Here is a 15342-nt window from a genome sequence, read left to right as displayed (position 1 = left end):
TTTCAGGTCGTCACCAGCAGATCCTGGGACTCCTGAGAGATCACCTGCTGTATGCTGGACTTGATAATCTCGCAGCCAGCAGCCAGATGCTCCATCGAAACGGTCAGTGGGGGCATGATCTTCAGCACGCAGTCTCCTCTGCCGGCTCTTTCAATGATCAGCCCGTTCTCGAAACAAATCTCGGTCATTCTCTTCGCCCCGGCTTCATCCATAAAGCCCGAAACATCAATGCCCCAGATTAGCCCCAATCCGCGGATGGTAATAGACGGATGCAAAGACTTGATTCCGTTCTCAAGAAACGTGCGCACGAACTCTTCCTTCTGTTTCACCTGAGCCTCCAAGGAGACTCTATCCCGATATTCAAGTGCAGCCTTGGCAGCTACAAAGGCTAGCTGATTGCCACGAAAGGTACCATTGTGCTCTCCTGGCGTCCAGAGATCCAATTCAGGCTTTAACAGCAGAAGTGACATTGGCAGACCATAGCCGCTGATTGACTTCGACAGGGTAACGAGGTCTGGTTCAATTCCCGCACGCTCGAAGGAGAAAAAATCCCCTGTCCGACCGCAGCCAACTTGGATCTCGTCGGTAATGAGCAGAATATCATGTCTGTGGCAAAGCTGCTGTAATCCGATCAGCCACTGCGTATCGACGACGTGAATTCCGCCTTCAGCTTGTACCGTTTCAAGCAGGATAGCCGCTGGCTTGTCGATCCCGGAGTGTGAATCAGTCAGAACATTGTCGATATAACCGAGTGTATCCATGTCTGCGAAAGAACCGCTCGGGTGTGGCATAAACGTAACTCCGTCCAGTGGAAGCCCTGCCCCTTCCCTCATCGACTTGGAGCTTGTGGCCGACAGACTGCCAAGTGACATGCCATGAAAGCCGCCCATAAAGGCGAATATCCCGGTTCTCTTCTTCACCTTGCGTGCAAGCTTCAAAGCCGCTTCCACCGCATTTGTACCTGTCGGACCGCAGAATTGAATTTTGTAGTCCAGCTTCTTCGGCTCCAGTATTCGCTCCGAGAAGCTCTGGATGAATTCCCGCTTGGCCATTGTATACATATCCAGACCATGCATTATCCGGTCGGAGGTCAGGTAATCGAGAATCCGGTCCTTGATATAATCATTGTTATGACCATAATTCAGCGCTCCTGCTCCTGCAAAAAAATCAATATATGCTCTGCCATCCTCAGAATATATCAGGTCCTCCTTAGCCCGGTCGAATACTACCGGAAAGCTTCTACAGTAAGATCTTACGTTGGATTCCAGTTTTTCAAAAATGCTCATGCGCTTCATCCTCCATCGGAATTGAGATAAGGTTGCCTTGATCCTGCCTGAACCTTTTGACGTCATGGAGCAATATATTCTAGATGTAATTTTATAGAATATTTGACAATGTAACCTAGGTAGAATTATAGCAAATTCCCAAAGAATGTATAGTAAATTTTTGGTAAAATAACGCACATAATTGTAAAATGTTAATATTTTGACTAAAAATAGGATTTGAACAAAAAACGGCTAAAGATGCTCATTTCATCATTCGAAGGATTTCGACGTACGTCGACATTAGGTCTGGAAAAGATGGTGACGAACGTAATAATAGAAAAAAGCTCCAATACGTTATATAACGTATTGGAGCTTTTTATTATTGATTGCAAATTCTAAATAAAGCTTTAAACCTTCACACTAACTCTTACTCAACAGTTACACTTTTAGCCAGGTTACGTGGTTTGTCAACATCATGACCCAGAGCCAGGGAAGCATAATAGGCCAGCAATTGCAAAGCTACAACGGACAGTGCCGGGCTCAGAAGTGGCAGCGTCTTAGGAATCGCAAACGCTTGGTCAACGGATTTCAACAGGGGAGCTACATGCTCTTCATAAGTGATCGCCAGTACGTCTGCGCCGCGGGCTTTCACTTCTTTGATGTTGCTCACCGTTTTCTCCAATACGTTCTCCTGAGTTGCCAAGGCAATTACAGGAATGCCTTCCTCGATCAATGCGAGTGTACCATGTTTCAACTCACCTGCAGCATACGCTTCAGAGTGAATGTAAGAGATTTCTTTCAGCTTCAACGAGCCTTCTTGAGCTACCGCATAATCCAGACCGCGGCCGATGAAGAAAAGATGTTGATGCTTGGAGATTTGCTCTGCATATCCTTTGATCGCATCCGCTTGCTCCAGCATAGATTCCACTTGCTCAGGCAGTGCTTGCATTGCTGCCAGTGTGTGTGCAATCTCATCTGGTGTTTTCGTACCACGCACTTGTGCCAGGTACAAACCAAGCAAGTTAAAAGCAATCAACTGAGAAGTATACGCTTTGGTGGAAGCTACAGCAATCTCTGGACCGGCAAGTGTAGCAATGACATCGTTCGCGTCACGTGCAATCGAGCTGCCTACTACGTTGGTAATTGCCAGCACATGAGCACCGTTTGATTGAGCTTCACGCAGTGCTGCCAGCGTATCTGCTGTTTCACCGGATTGGCTCACTACGATTACAAGTGTATCTTTATTTACGATTGGTGAACGGTAACGATACTCGGAAGCAACATCCGTTTCAACCGGAATACGAACCAATTGCTCAATCACGGTACGTCCAACCAGACCTGCATGGTACGCCGTACCACATGCAATAATTTGGATGTTCCGAATATTTTTAATTTGCTCCTCAGTCATTTTGAGCTCAGGAAGCTGAACTTTTTTGCCTTCATTGTCGATGCGGCCAAGCATCGTATCCCGATATGCTTTTGGCTGCTCATGAATTTCTTTCAGCATGAAATGCTCGAATCCGCCTTTTTCTGCGGTTACTGCATCCCAATCGACATGAATCATTTCCCGAGAAATAAAATTGCCCTCAATCGTCATCAATTCGACAGCGTCATGTGTCAGCACAGCCATCTCACCGTCATTCAGAATGTACACGTTGCGTGTATGCTCAAGAATGGCCGGAATATCCGATCCGATGAAGTTTTCACCTTCACCAATACCGATAATCAATGGACTTGCTTGACGCACAGCTACGAGTTTCTCAGGCTCATACTCTGTCAGTACACCCAGCGCAAACGCTCCACGCATAAGTGTGATTACTTTTTGCACAGCTTTAACAATATCGCCATTGTATTCACGTGCAATGAGGTGAGAGATCACTTCAGTGTCCGTTTCGGAAGAAAACGTGTGACCTTCAGCAATCAGCTCATCTTTCAGCTCCAGATAGTTCTCAATAATACCGTTGTGTACGACAGAGAATTTCTGGCTCTCATCCGTATGTGGATGGGAGTTCTCATCTGATGGTTTACCATGTGTAGCCCAACGAGTGTGTCCAATACCGGCATTACCAACCAGTGGAGCACCATCCAGCTTCGCTTCCAGGTTTGCCAAACGTCCGAGAGCTTTCGTAATTTGCAGACCTTGCGGTGTGAATACAGCGATACCTGCAGAGTCATAACCACGATACTCGAGTTTTTTCAATCCTTCGATTAATACCGATTGAGTGTTCTTATTACCAATATATCCAACAATACCGCACATAGTTTAGTTCCTCCGTTTATATGAATACTGTGTCAGAAAGAGAAACAGGCAGACTGGATCTATCGGAAAATGATGGATTGCTAACGTATCATGAATATCATTTTCTATTCAATTATCAATGATCAGAACGGCCAGTTGCCGTCCTGCTGGTATCATGCCTTATTACGAATGCAATCATGAATGTACATCATTTCCCGTCCGCGCACTGTTGTTACGCTCTTCACGCACATTCATTTGTTTTTATTTTTTTCTTGCACCTACCGGCGCGTTGTGTGGACAGTCACCCATCCATTTTCCGCAATCCGGTTTACGGCTCTGGTGCATCACCGGGAGGTCCCCGCCGAACAATCCGAACACCTCCACCTCGTCAGCTTGATTGCCGTCCATGCTGCTGTGTTCCCTCTTCCACAGGAAGAGAGACACGATCAGTATGTGTCCCGCGCAACTCCAAGCTCTGGCGCTTGTGTAACTGTAACCTTACAATCCTCACTTTCTGTGTCTGAATGACGACTCCACTCATTATATGCACCTGAAGTCCATTTTGCAATGGAGCAAAGTACCTGTAACCATTTCAGCATATTTACCCACGCTCCCGGCGAGATAATCAGACCAATGGTCTTATCTGGCCAGGACGCAGGTTCAATGAGTTTAACCGTTATTATTTGGAAAAATCAAACCTCCGTTTAAATATATGCCAAGAGATTCAATTTGTGAAAAATCAACCTCAGATCGCATTACAGCAGGCTTTTCATCGATCCTAAACCAGCTCTTTTTGCACCACATCAGCAATCTGGGACACGAACTGCTCCAGTTCCTGCTTATCTGGTCCTTCAGCCATAACACGGATCAGGGACTCTGTACCTGAAGCCCGAACCAGCACACGCCCATTATCGCCAAGCTGCTGCTCGACCGCAGCAATGGCTTCGCCAATTGCCGTATTGCCTTCATATTTGCTCTTGTCTTCAACGCGCACATTAACCAATACTTGCGGGTATTGCGTCATTACAGCTTTCAGTTCACTCAGCTTTTTGCCTGAAGCCTTCAAGGTATCTACGAGTTGAATCGCTGTGAGCATGCCATCTCCGGTTGTATTGTAATCCAGGAAAATGACATGACCGGACTGCTCGCCACCCAGATTATATCCACCGCGACGCATTTCCTCCATGACATAACGATCACCTACAGCCGTTTTGGCTGTTTTCAGCGCCAGCTTCTCCGTTGCCTTGTAGAAACCGATGTTGCTCATCACCGTGGACACTACAGTGCTGTCCTTCAGCTTGCCCGCCCGATTCATTGCATCTCCGCAAATACACAGAATAAAGTCACCATCGACTTCTGCACCTTTTTCATCAATGGCAATCAAACGATCCGCATCACCATCAAAAGCAAGACCCAGATCAGCTTTATGCTTCAGCACTTCTTGTTTGAGATGCTCCGGGTGCGTCGAACCGCATTGCTCGTTAATGTTCAGGCCATTCGGCTCAGCACCAATAGCAATGACCTCGGCACCAAGCTCTGCAAACAATTTAGGCGCCAGCTCATAAGCTGCACCGTTCGCACAGTCGAGTACAATTTTGAGACCAGAGAACGATTCGGATACGGTTGTTTTCAGATAATCCAGATAACGATATCGGGATTGCTCATCCACCGTCACAGTTCCAAGACCTGCACCAACGGGACGTGGCAGTTCATCTTTTTCCGCATCCATCAGCTCTTCAATCCGGTTCTCCGTTTCATCTGAAAGCTTGAAGCCATCTCCACCGAAAAACTTGATCCCATTGTCCTCTACCGGATTATGAGAAGCCGAGATCATTACACCTGCATCCGCTTTGAGCAGACGAGTAATGTAAGCTACACCCGGTGTAGAAACTACGCCCAGACGAATGACATCTGCACCAATAGACAACAGACCTGCGACCAGCGCAGATTCCAGCATAAGTCCCGAAATCCGGGTGTCCATCCCGATAACCACCTTCGGTCTCTCCACACCGCCAGCAAGCACATAACCTCCACATCTTCCGATGCTGTAAGCCAGTTCCGCCGTCAATTCTTTATTGGCAACCCCTCTTACACCGTCTGTACCAAAATATTTACCCATGATCTAGCTCCTTCTATTTGCATCTTCTACGCATCGTGCGCATTATAATTTTTAATTTTGATGAGAAATGAAATTGAATTAAAATTGCGTATTACGGATTCGTGCCCGATTTACTGTCGGTACTGCTATTATTCGCATTATTGTTTACATTTCCACGATTGGTGGCCGCATTTCCCTGCTCGCTTTGATCCTGATGTTCCGTATTCGATTCAGGTTCTTCTTCTGCAGGATCCGTACTATTTTGCCCATTTTCTACTTCCGCTGGTGTCGGATCAGGTCCCGTCTGATTGCCCTCATTAGGATCTTGACCCGGAGAAGTGGTTGTGTCTTGTGCCTTCTCACTGATCTTGACCGTTGCACTTAGATCATTGGCTGCATCATCCAGCTTGGCAAAGCGTGGCAAATCAGCTTCGAGCTTAATTTCATGCGTGCCTGCACCAAGACCACTGAGATCCCCGGTTAATTGAATGTCGTCTCCGCTTAAACCTTCAAGCATGCTTGGTGATCCGGTCAGCGTAATATTCAGGCCTCCGCTTTTCGGAGAAACCAGCACAGCCTCAAGACCATTTTCCACACCACTCAGCTTGATCGGTACATTGGGAAAAACCTTTGTCGTTGATTCGGCCTCATCGTAAGGAGACACCGTCACCTGGATCTGAATCGAACTAGGCTCGATTTTCTCAGAACCGGAAGGCGGCGTCAAGTCCACGTTAACTGTCGAGGTGCCTGACTGAGTAAACTGTGTCAGATCAAGAGTAGCTTGGTCGTAGGACTGTATACCTGCAAGTGCCTGCTCGCTCCCGTAAATCGAGACTTCTTTCACGCTTGGCTCAACCTTGGAGAGTACCAATCCATCTGGCAGCTGTCCTGAATATTTGATCCTCAAGGGAACTTTTGTATAGGGCTGATTAACCGGGACACGCACCTCTACCGTCTGCGGTGTAATGATGGCATTTTCAATGACCTTGCCCTCTGCATCGTATGCCTGGAGCTTCACTTTTTTCTGCACTACATCTTCCTTCGCATCCTTGACGCTGACACTGCCCTGCACCTTCGCTACTGCCTCCAGCTGCCCTTCCGGCAGTACAACCTTAACCGGAGATGAAGGCTCTACAACAGGCGCTCCAAGGCTGTATCCAGCGGAAGGGGCTCCTTCCGGTACAATATTCACGTTAAACGCTTTGGTGCCCAGTTTCTCTACATTGACCGTGACCATAGAGGGCTCCATGCTGACCACTTCCACACCTGAAGGCAGATCAGGAACAAGGGGCAGCGTATTGGAACCGTCTTTGACCTGGCTTAAATCGACCAACACCTTATAATCATCATTGGTAAAAATAGAGGTCAGCATAGATCGCTGCCCTTTGATCTCAAGCCGCACCTCATCGGTGCTTAGAGATGTAAGCACATAAGCATTGCTATCCAGCCCGTATGGCTGTACAGGCACAGTTCGCTCCACGATTTTGCTGGATATGCCTGTTGAAATCGTTGGTGTTGTCGGCACTTCATCCAGGTGTATCATAAACCACAGCAGCAGGCTTACCGCCAGTGCAAGAATTTTGGCAAACGTATTGTTGTTAAACCATTTATCCACGGTTACGTCCCCCCTTCCGCTTCCAGAAGGATGACCATGCATTCTTTTTGCTCAGATTGGAGGTTGGGCGCAATTCTTCATATAACTTGGCAATGAGCGACTCCTCCTTAATATCACGAACGACTTGGCCGTTCATTGCCAATGATACTTGTCCCGTCTCCTCAGAAACGACCAGACAGATTGCATCAGCCACCTCTGTAATTCCAATTGCTGCACGGTGACGTGTACCCAGCTCCTTGCTGATAAAAGGATTCTCGGATAGTGGCAAATAACAGGCTGCTGCGGATATCTGTTTTCCTTGTATAATTACGGCTCCGTCATGAAGCGGCGTGTTCGGAATAAAAATGTTAATCATCAGTTCCGAGCTGACAAATGACTCCATCTTGATGCCAGATTCCGTGTAATCGTTCAACCCCGTTTCGCGCTCGAAAACCACAAGGGCCCCGATCTTCCGACGTGACAAATAATTAACAGACTTAATGATCTCACCAATTAACACTGTTAATTCTTCATCACTTGCTGCGGCCGAACGGCCGAATATTTTGCCTCGACCCAATTGTTCCAGACCACGGCGCAGTTCCGGCTGAAAGATGATAAACACGGCAACGACACCAAACGTAAACATTTGGTTCATCAGCCATTTCAACGTGTACAGGTTAAGCCAGGTACTTAAAGCCCAGATCAGCACAAGGAACAAAATGCCTTTCAGAAGCTGGACCGCACGTGTGCCCCGCACAAGCAAAATCAGTTTGTACATAATATAGGTAACGATCAATATATCGATAACGTCCTTGATGGACTCTTTCCACGTTAAGTCAGCAAAGTAATTCATTAGCCAGCCCCCGCTATCCCCATTGATGAGTAAAACCCTGATCTCATATTAACCATTCGGGATTTTACATAATCCCTTCTTCGCATTTATTCAATGCTTATCTATATGTAGTATGTTCTCTTTACTATCTAGGTTATAACGTTACCGTTCAGGTTGCAAGTTACTCCGGTCACAAAGCTCATATAAACTACTCTATTTTCCACTTTCTCCTACTAATCAAAAATAAAAAAGAGCACCCCACGCATTTCGGAGGTACCCTGCTTGGTATATACCCTTGAAGTAATACCCAATCCTAGCGGTATGCCACTTCATTTACCATATTGGTTATTTTGTACCAGAACCAGTCCAGCGCCTGATCAATGCTCTTCACCTGACCGGAAATATGAGCTGTAGACGCTTGAAACAGTTGTCCGTCGATCACCGTCAGATTGCCATTCACATCACCATAGACCTGAGCGGTTCCATTCTCTATCGTAAGATCGCCAGCAACTGACTTCCCTTCTGGAACGATAACCGTGTTGCCCTGAATCACGAGTTGATCCAGACTGTTCCCCTTAACGACCATTTCGTTGTTCTGATTCCAAAAATTGAAGGCGCTAAAGAGCATCACGACCAAAAAGAAGGCTGCCGCCGTCAGCGCGGGATGTCCTTTGACCCATTTGAGCCATACTTGCTGTCTCTTGGGCTGTGGCAGAGCATTCATAATTCGATTGGTCAGCTCATCCGAGGCAGACGGTGAATAATGTTTCATGGCAAAGAGCAGCATTTCCGTCTGTTCCAACTCTTTAAAGCGCATGCGACAATCCGGACAGATCAACAAATGGCTTTTCAATTCAGCCTTCTGTTCCGTGGACAACGACTCATCCAAACATTCATGCATTAAAGAGACGGCCGAGTTGCAATCCATATGAGAGCCAATCCTTTCCTTAGACACTTAGTCCATGCACCTGTAAAAAGGAAGCATAAGACTTGCATACATTACATACGTATCCGTTTCAGATATGTTTCAAATAATTTCGCCCAAAATAACAGGCAAATTTCGGTTACAGCTTATATTCCAATTTTTTGCGTAGAAAATCACGGCCACGATGTACTCGTGTCTTGATGGTTGTTACGGGCATCCCTGTGACATCACTGATTTCCTGCAAAGACAAGTCCTGTAAATATCTTAAAACCATGACGGACTTATACTTCGCGGGCAAGCTGTCAATCGCCTCCCGAATGAGAGTCTGTGTCTCTGACAGCAGCGCCTCACTCTCCGGTGTACGATCATCACTCGGAAGCATGGCATATCCATCCGATCCTTCCTGGTCATTCAGTTCAGCATCGAGCGAATACGAAGGTTTCTTTCTGCGCAGCCGGTCAATACAGAGATTCGTAGCGATCCGGTAAATCCAGGTCGAAAATTTCTGATTCGGATCATACTTCTCCATATTTCGATACACACGCAAAAAAGTCTCCTGAACAACGTCCTCCGCTTCATGACGATTGCTCAGCATCCGATATGCCAGATGAAACAGCTTGTCTTTATATAGTTCAACGATTTCTGCAAAGGCTCGCTGGTCACCCTTGAGTACCAGCTTCACAAGCCTGTTCTCTAAATTGTCCACCCTAATTCCCCCAGACATGCTGATGGGTCTTCCGTCTTCTCATACCCGTCCACACTTGTAATTCACCAATCAAATCGTAAATCAACTTTGGTCAAAAATCAAGACTGTATGACAAATATCCTCCAAAAACAGTAAAAACGGGAACTCCCTCAGGAGTCCCGTCTAACCTTTCATCCCAAGAACAGAGATGAATTTATAATTAATTGCATAAACCATGCATCACATGAATAATCTCTGGCCGAAATATCAACCTGTATTGCGGAGTCCTGCAGCAATACCGTTAATCGTCAGCAGCACTTCTCTAAGCAGCTCTGCGTCATCTTCACCACGTTCACGCATGTCACGCAGCTCGCTCAGCAGTTGTACCTGCATGTAAGAGAGTGGGTCAACATACGGGTTACGCAGACGAATTGATTCCTGAATTACCGGTACATCATCCAGAATTTCAGCCTCGCCCGTAATTTTCAGGATCAGCTCTTTAGTCAGCTTGAATTCCGCTTCGATCTGACCATAGATGCGATCACGTGCCTCCTTGTTGGAGGTCATCGCCGAGTATTCTTTGGCAATTACAAGATCTGCTTTGGCAATCGCCATTTGCACCGTATCAATCAGTGTACGGAAGAACGGGAAGTTAGCATACATATCTTTCAGGACGTCCAGGTTCTCTGCTTTGTCCTGATAATAGCTTTGCAAACCAGTACCCGCTGCATACCAAGCCGGGAGCAGATAACGGCTTTGTGTCCAGGCAAATACCCATGGAATCGCCCGCAAGTCTTCAAACTTGTCACTGTTTTTCCGTTTGGATGGACGTGAGCCAATGTTAAGCTCACCAACCTCTGGCAGTGGTGTTGATTCTTTAAAGAAGGTGAAGAAGTCCGGGTCACGGAAAATGAGATCCTGATACTTCGTCAGTGACACTTGCGAAATCTCCCTAATAATGGCATCCCAAGCTTGCTCGGATGCCGATTCTTGCGGCTCCAGTCCGTTCAGAGCAGCTGTAATCAGCGCCGAAGTGGCCTGTTCCAGACTGCGGTAGGCAATTCCCTGCAGGGAATAACGAGAAGAGATAACCTCGCCTTGCTCCGTAATCTTGATGCCACCGCCAATCGTATGAGGCGGTTGGGCAAGAATACTGCGGTTCAGCGGCATACCGCCGCGTCCAAGTGCTCCGCCACGTCCGTGGAAGAACTTGAGCTTCACGCCATGCTCGTTACCAACAGCCGTAATGGCATTCATCGCTACACGCAGTTCCCAGTTCGCTGTAACAACGCCGCCATCCTTGTTGCTGTCAGAGTAGCCAAGCATGATTTCATGCAGCTCATTACGGCCTTTAACACTCGCCCGATATATAGGCAGGTTAAAAAGTCTTTGCATAATTTCAGATGCCGCATGAAGGTCGTCAATCGTTTCAAACAAAGGAACGGCTTGAAGTGTAGAGATAACCTCGCCATCTGCCCCTTTGGAGAACAAGCCTACTTCTTTGGCAAATACCATAACCTCAAGCAGATCACTAGCCCCTTGTGTCATACTAATCAGGTAACTTGTGATACATCCTGTACCAAACTCGTTCTGAGCACGCTTGATTGTACGGAATACATCCAGACACTCCTTGGTTCCTTCTGTATACTCATGGTAAGGAGATGTAAGCGGTCTTGGATCATCCAGCAAACGAGCAAGCAGATCTATTTTACCGTCTTCCGTAAGACGGGCATAATCGTCCACAATATTCATTTTCGCCAAAATCTCGGACATCGCATTTTCATGCTCCTTGCTGTGCTGACGCACATCCAGCGCTGCTGTATGGAAACCGAACAGTTCTACCTGACGAATCATTTTGCGAACGGTTGTATCCGCTACATAGTCAGCAAAATGGTGACGCAGGCTGCGGTCGATAATTAACAAATCATCAATAAGGTCCTGAGCATTCTTATATCGATCCGGCTGACCCAATTTGTTCTCATCGAGAACATTGTTCAGCTTGGCAATCATATACGCCAATTTGATGCGATATGGCTCTTTTTCATTACGCCAAATGTTCCCTTTTTTCAAAGTAACACAGCTGCGATCCTGCTCAATCGACTGCGCCAGTTCATCCGAGATATGAATGATGTTGGTGCTGAAACTGAGGTGATCCATTAGTTCAATCATGATCCGCTGATACTCACGCAAAGCGAGCTTGCGTTGCATGAGAAGCGTTTGCCATGTTACATCTGAAGTTACCGATGGATTTCCATCCCGGTCTCCACCAATCCAGGAACCGAAACGCAAATACGTCGGCACATGCCAGTCATGGTCTGGATAAAATTTGTTCAGGCAGCGTTCCAGCTCCTGATATACATCCGGAAGTACATGGAATAACGTCTCATGAAAGTAATACATTCCGTTCCGTACTTCATCGAGTACAGTCGGTTTGCGATCTCGAAGTTCATCTGTTTGCCAAAGAGTGATAACCTCATTCAGCAATTTCTCACGCAATTGTTCACGTTCACGCAACGTTAACGTAGGATTATCGAGCAGCATAACATCTTCCGAGATCCGTTTATGGATGTCCAGAATGACTCGGCGCATCGCTTCGGTCGGATGAGCTGTCATGACGAGTTCCAGCGACAAATCTTCCAGAATCTCTTCTACCTCGGTATGAGACAACCCGCGTTCCTTCAGATCCTGTACGGCCTTTTCGATTGATCCTGGCTGTACAGCGTCTCCGGCAGAACGTTCATAGTCCCGTTTACGCCGAATCCGATGGTTTTGTTCAGCAATATTAACTAATTGAAAATAAATAGCGAAAGCCCGAATAACCTGGTGACGATTGTCCGAGTCTAATTCCTGGATCATCGTTTTGAACTCTTCATACAGTTCCGGCAAAAACTCTGCACGCAACGATTTGCTCGTTTCCCGAATCTTCTCAACGATATCAAGAAGCTCCGTGCCGCCTTGATGGACAAGAACTTCTCCGAGTATATTGCCCAGGAACCGCACGTCTCGCCGAAGCAGGTTGTTGGATTGGCTTTTGCTGGCGGTTACCATAGTTTCAGTCATGCTTATCCTCCCATCTGATCGTTCCATTCGTACACGTAAATTTGACACCTTCATAACATCATACAATAAATTGGTACGAAAATCTTTATTTTTCTACTAGAAAAAATGGGGAATATCCCCGAATTACAGCACAAAAACACGCTTTTTTATTCATTTTCTTATTCTGCTTCAATGAATGAACATCTGCTGTCGCATGATACCTTTTTCACGTACTTTGAATAACTTCAACACCTCATACCTATTCTAAAAAATTCATAATTATACAGTATACCTTGATAGGTCTGAACATGCGTAAGTGAAGAGGAATTTCCTTGTTTACCATTCATTAATCACAGAGTGTTCCAAAGAAACATGACCGGCAAAGCAAGCTTTTGTATACTTTACCACAGTGACGTAATAAATTAAAGATGTAATTTCGTTTTTTCTGACACTTACCGTCTGCTTTTGCATGTTTTCTTATGTATTTTGTCGATTTATTTTATCTCCGAAGCCATATGTTAACACCTCATCCGCTACATAATGCTCCTGTAGACTTGGGCAGATTATAAGATAGCTCGTACAAAACAAAGGAGGAGTTACAACATGAAAAAAAGTACAACGATTATCGCTTCCCTACTTGTTGTTGCCGCTATGGCAGGTCCTGCAGGAGCTGAAGGTCATATGGCAAAAGGCACGGATTATAACGGATCACGTGTCCAGTCTTATCAGAACCACAACTACATGGACCGCACTAACACCAATATGAACATGAACACAAATATGGACAATAACTACCGTACGTATGGGGATTATCGCAACAACGGAGATTACCGCACAAATAGCCTACGTACAAATGCAGCTACAACAACAGACCGTGACAGAGGCATGGACTGGGGATGGCTTGGTTTGCTGGGTCTCTTTGGACTTGCCGGCATGCGTAAGCGGGCAACAGACCATCACGAGCGTTAATTCCTTGGATTCTTCGTTGTAAAAAGAAAACCTCCGCTTCTGGCCAAGTCATTCCAGGCCATAGCCCAAAGCACCCCTGAAAAGAGCCAAGACCACCTGTATTCCTCATTACAGTGGTCTTGGCTCTTTAAGATACTATGAGACGATCCGTGCCTCAGATCGCCTCCCAGCCCCGCATTTCATGTTCAGTTCTTCGTCACAGCTTATAGAACAAAAAAAGACTTTGCATAAAAAATGCAGAGTCTTTTATCATTTAAGCGGGTGATGGGAATCGAACCCACGCTATTAGCTTGGAAGGCTAAAGTTCTACCATTGAACTACACCCGCATATAACAAAATCGGGATGACACGATTTGAACATGCGACCCCCTGGTCCCAAACCAGGTGCTCTACCAAGCTGAGCTACATCCCGATATGAAAGGAAATAATGGCGCGCCCTGAGAGATTCGAACTCCCGGCCTTTTGATTCGTAGTCAAACGCTCTATCCAGCTGAGCTAAGGGCGCAAAATTTGGAGCGGAAGACGGGAATCGAACCCGCGACCCTCGCCTTGGCAAGGCGATGCTCTACCGCTGAGCCACTTCCGCAAATAAAGGATGCGCGTGGAGGGACTTGAACCCCCACGTCAAAGACGCTAGATCCTAAGTCTAGTGCGTCTGCCAATTCCGCCACACGCGCATGTATAACAAGTGAGCCATGAAGGACTCGAACCTTCGACACCCTGATTAAAAGTCAGGTGCTCTACCAACTGAGCTAATGGCTCGTAATAAAATGGCTGGGGATATAGGATTTGAACCTATGCATGACGGAGTCAAAGTCCGTTGCCTTACCGCTTGGCTAATCCCCAATAGTTAAATGGTGGAGGCTGAGGGGATCGAACCCCCGACCCTCTGCTTGTAAGGCAGATGCTCTCCCAGCTGAGCTAAGCCTCCATCTTTGTGAAGCAATAGGTATTGCTATGACCCGTAGGGGATACTCTCACTGCATTCGAGACTGCGCAGCAGTTCCTGACGATGCTCATTCTCCGACGAACCTTTGGAATTCTCATCCCACTCTTTAGTTATTAAAATAACTATGACCCGTAGGGGATTCGAACCCCTGTTACCTCCGTGAAAGGGAGGTGTCTTAACCCCTTGACCAACGGGCCCCATTTGCAGAGCTCTCAACCGGGATCGAACCGGTGACCTCATCCTTACCATGGATGCACTCTACCTACTGAGCTATGAGAGCAAATGGCTCCCCGAACAGGACTCGAACCTGTGACAACTCGATTAACAGTCGAGTGCTCTACCAACTGAGCTATCAGGGAATAATATGCATTTGCAGGGCAAATGCAATTCATCTTACAAGGTCCACATGCAAAGCCTGTTTTCTATGTATGATGAAAGAGTTCGCTTGGCGGCGTCCTACTCTCCCAGGACCCTGCGGTCCAAGTACCATCGGCGCTAGAGGGCTTAACGGTCGTGTTCGGGATGGGTACGTGTGGAACCCCTCCGCCATCGCCACCAAACGCGGGTTGGATCGAAGTTTATCTTCTTTCCATATCCATTAGGGAACTGAAAATCATACACACCTTCCGTGATGTACCGATTTTCATTTCACCATTCAGAGTGTTGTTCTCTGAAAACTAGATTCGAAACGAAACTGACGCTCATTAGACTTGCTATTGGATAAGCCCTCGACCGATTAGTACTGGT

At 46.6% G+C, this 15342-nt stretch carries 11 protein-coding genes, 11 tRNA genes and 1 rRNA gene; 1 reads left to right on the top strand and 22 read right to left on the bottom strand.

Annotated elements, in window-relative coordinates; genetic code table 11:
• Positions 1-2: 2 nt before the first annotated feature.
• From ectB to ppc, 10 genes are all read right to left on the bottom strand, one after another.
• Positions 3-1286, bottom strand: a complete 1284-nt coding sequence (gene ectB / locus HNR77_RS10025; RefSeq protein ID WP_184183206.1) for a diaminobutyrate--2-oxoglutarate transaminase — start codon at positions 1284-1286, stop codon at positions 3-5.
• A gap of 406 nt (positions 1287-1692) precedes the next feature.
• Positions 1693-3525, bottom strand: coding sequence for a glutamine--fructose-6-phosphate transaminase (isomerizing) (glmS, locus tag HNR77_RS10020; RefSeq protein WP_111273609.1), 1833 nt, complete (start codon positions 3523-3525; stop codon positions 1693-1695).
• Positions 3526-3765: 240 nt separating this feature from the next.
• Complete coding sequence (locus HNR77_RS10015) at positions 3766-3912, bottom strand: hypothetical protein (protein ID WP_221443791.1); 147 nt, start codon at positions 3910-3912, stop codon at positions 3766-3768.
• A gap of 38 nt (positions 3913-3950) precedes the next feature.
• On the bottom strand, positions 3951-4103 hold the full coding sequence (locus HNR77_RS10010) for a hypothetical protein (protein ID WP_184183200.1): 153 nt from the start codon (positions 4101-4103) through the stop codon (positions 3951-3953).
• 179 nt (positions 4104-4282) lie between these two features.
• Positions 4283-5623 (bottom strand): phosphoglucosamine mutase, encoded by a 1341-nt coding sequence (gene glmM, locus HNR77_RS10005; protein WP_184183197.1) that lies wholly within the window; start codon positions 5621-5623, stop codon positions 4283-4285.
• A 91-nt stretch (positions 5624-5714) separates the two neighbouring features.
• Positions 5715-7217 (bottom strand): CdaR family protein, encoded by a 1503-nt coding sequence (locus tag HNR77_RS10000; RefSeq protein ID WP_184183194.1) that lies wholly within the window; start codon positions 7215-7217, stop codon positions 5715-5717.
• Positions 7210-8049 (bottom strand): diadenylate cyclase CdaA, encoded by an 840-nt coding sequence (gene cdaA / locus HNR77_RS09995; protein ID WP_184183191.1) that lies wholly within the window; start codon positions 8047-8049, stop codon positions 7210-7212. The genes HNR77_RS10000 and cdaA overlap by 8 nt, the downstream gene beginning before the upstream one ends.
• 292 nt (positions 8050-8341) lie before the next feature.
• Positions 8342-8956 carry a zf-HC2 domain-containing protein gene (locus HNR77_RS09990; protein ID WP_111273614.1) on the bottom strand — a complete coding sequence of 205 codons (615 nt, stop codon included), beginning with the start codon at positions 8954-8956 and terminating at the stop codon, positions 8342-8344.
• Positions 8957-9092: 136 nt separating this feature from the next.
• Positions 9093-9659 (bottom strand): RNA polymerase sigma factor SigW, encoded by a 567-nt coding sequence (sigW, locus tag HNR77_RS09985; protein ID WP_110899668.1) that lies wholly within the window; start codon positions 9657-9659, stop codon positions 9093-9095.
• A gap of 246 nt (positions 9660-9905) precedes the next feature.
• A complete protein-coding gene (gene ppc / locus HNR77_RS09980) occupies positions 9906-12698 on the bottom strand; it encodes a phosphoenolpyruvate carboxylase (RefSeq protein WP_184183188.1) in 2793 nt (930 codons plus the stop codon).
• A gap of 582 nt (positions 12699-13280) precedes the next feature.
• Here ppc and HNR77_RS30265 point away from each other — a divergent pair.
• Complete coding sequence (locus HNR77_RS30265) at positions 13281-13646, top strand: WGxxGxxG family protein (protein WP_260410461.1); 366 nt, start codon at positions 13281-13283, stop codon at positions 13644-13646.
• 256 nt (positions 13647-13902) lie between these two features.
• Here the strand turns inward: HNR77_RS30265 and HNR77_RS09970 are convergent.
• The 12 genes from HNR77_RS09970 to rrf all read right to left on the bottom strand — a co-directional run bounded on the left by HNR77_RS09970 (position 13903) and on the right by rrf (position 15155).
• Positions 13903-13973: transfer RNA gene (locus HNR77_RS09970), tRNA-Gly, on the bottom strand.
• Positions 13974-13984: 11 nt separating this feature from the next.
• A tRNA-Pro gene (locus HNR77_RS09965) sits at positions 13985-14058 on the bottom strand.
• A gap of 16 nt (positions 14059-14074) precedes the next feature.
• Positions 14075-14151, bottom strand: a tRNA-Arg gene (locus HNR77_RS09960).
• A gap of 6 nt (positions 14152-14157) precedes the next feature.
• Positions 14158-14232, bottom strand: a tRNA-Gly gene (locus tag HNR77_RS09955).
• Positions 14233-14242: 10 nt separating this feature from the next.
• A tRNA-Leu gene (locus tag HNR77_RS09950) sits at positions 14243-14323 on the bottom strand.
• Between the two features lie 12 nt (positions 14324-14335).
• Positions 14336-14408 (bottom strand) — tRNA-Lys (locus tag HNR77_RS09945).
• Between the two features lie 9 nt (positions 14409-14417).
• Positions 14418-14492, bottom strand: a tRNA-Gln gene (locus tag HNR77_RS09940).
• 9 nt (positions 14493-14501) lie between these two features.
• Positions 14502-14577 (bottom strand) — tRNA-Val (locus HNR77_RS09935).
• A gap of 143 nt (positions 14578-14720) precedes the next feature.
• Positions 14721-14792: transfer RNA gene (locus tag HNR77_RS09930), tRNA-Glu, on the bottom strand.
• Positions 14793-14802: 10 nt separating this feature from the next.
• Positions 14803-14875, bottom strand: a tRNA-Thr gene (locus HNR77_RS09925).
• Positions 14876-14878: 3 nt separating this feature from the next.
• Positions 14879-14954, bottom strand: a tRNA-Asn gene (locus HNR77_RS09920).
• Positions 14955-15038: 84 nt separating this feature from the next.
• Positions 15039-15155, bottom strand: a 5S ribosomal RNA gene (rrf, locus tag HNR77_RS09915).
• Positions 15156-15342 lie beyond the last annotated feature (187 nt).

This window comes from Paenibacillus sp. JGP012 (assembly GCF_014203995.1).
Lineage (GTDB): Bacteria > Bacillota > Bacilli > Paenibacillales > Paenibacillaceae > Paenibacillus > Paenibacillus silvae.
This window is presented reverse-complemented; position numbering and strand designations above follow the sequence as displayed.

Coding starts and splice junctions, on each gene's coding strand:
- ectB (WP_184183206.1), bottom strand. CDS start 1,286: ATGAGCATTTTTGAAAAACTGGAATCCAACGTAAGATCTTACTGTAGA.
- glmS (WP_111273609.1), bottom strand. CDS start 3,525: ATGTGCGGTATTGTTGGATATATTGGTAATAAGAACACTCAATCGGTA.
- HNR77_RS10015 (WP_221443791.1), bottom strand. CDS start 3,912: ATGGACGGCAATCAAGCTGACGAGGTGGAGGTGTTCGGATTGTTCGGC.
- HNR77_RS10010 (WP_184183200.1), bottom strand. CDS start 4,103: ATGCTGAAATGGTTACAGGTACTTTGCTCCATTGCAAAATGGACTTCA.
- glmM (WP_184183197.1), bottom strand. CDS start 5,623: ATGGGTAAATATTTTGGTACAGACGGTGTAAGAGGGGTTGCCAATAAA.
- cdaA (WP_184183191.1), bottom strand. CDS start 8,049: ATGAATTACTTTGCTGACTTAACGTGGAAAGAGTCCATCAAGGACGTT.
- HNR77_RS09990 (WP_111273614.1), bottom strand. CDS start 8,956: ATGGATTGCAACTCGGCCGTCTCTTTAATGCATGAATGTTTGGATGAG.
- ppc (WP_184183188.1), bottom strand. CDS start 12,698: ATGACTGAAACTATGGTAACCGCCAGCAAAAGCCAATCCAACAACCTG.
- HNR77_RS30265 (WP_260410461.1), top strand. CDS start 13,281: ATGAAAAAAAGTACAACGATTATCGCTTCCCTACTTGTTGTTGCCGCT.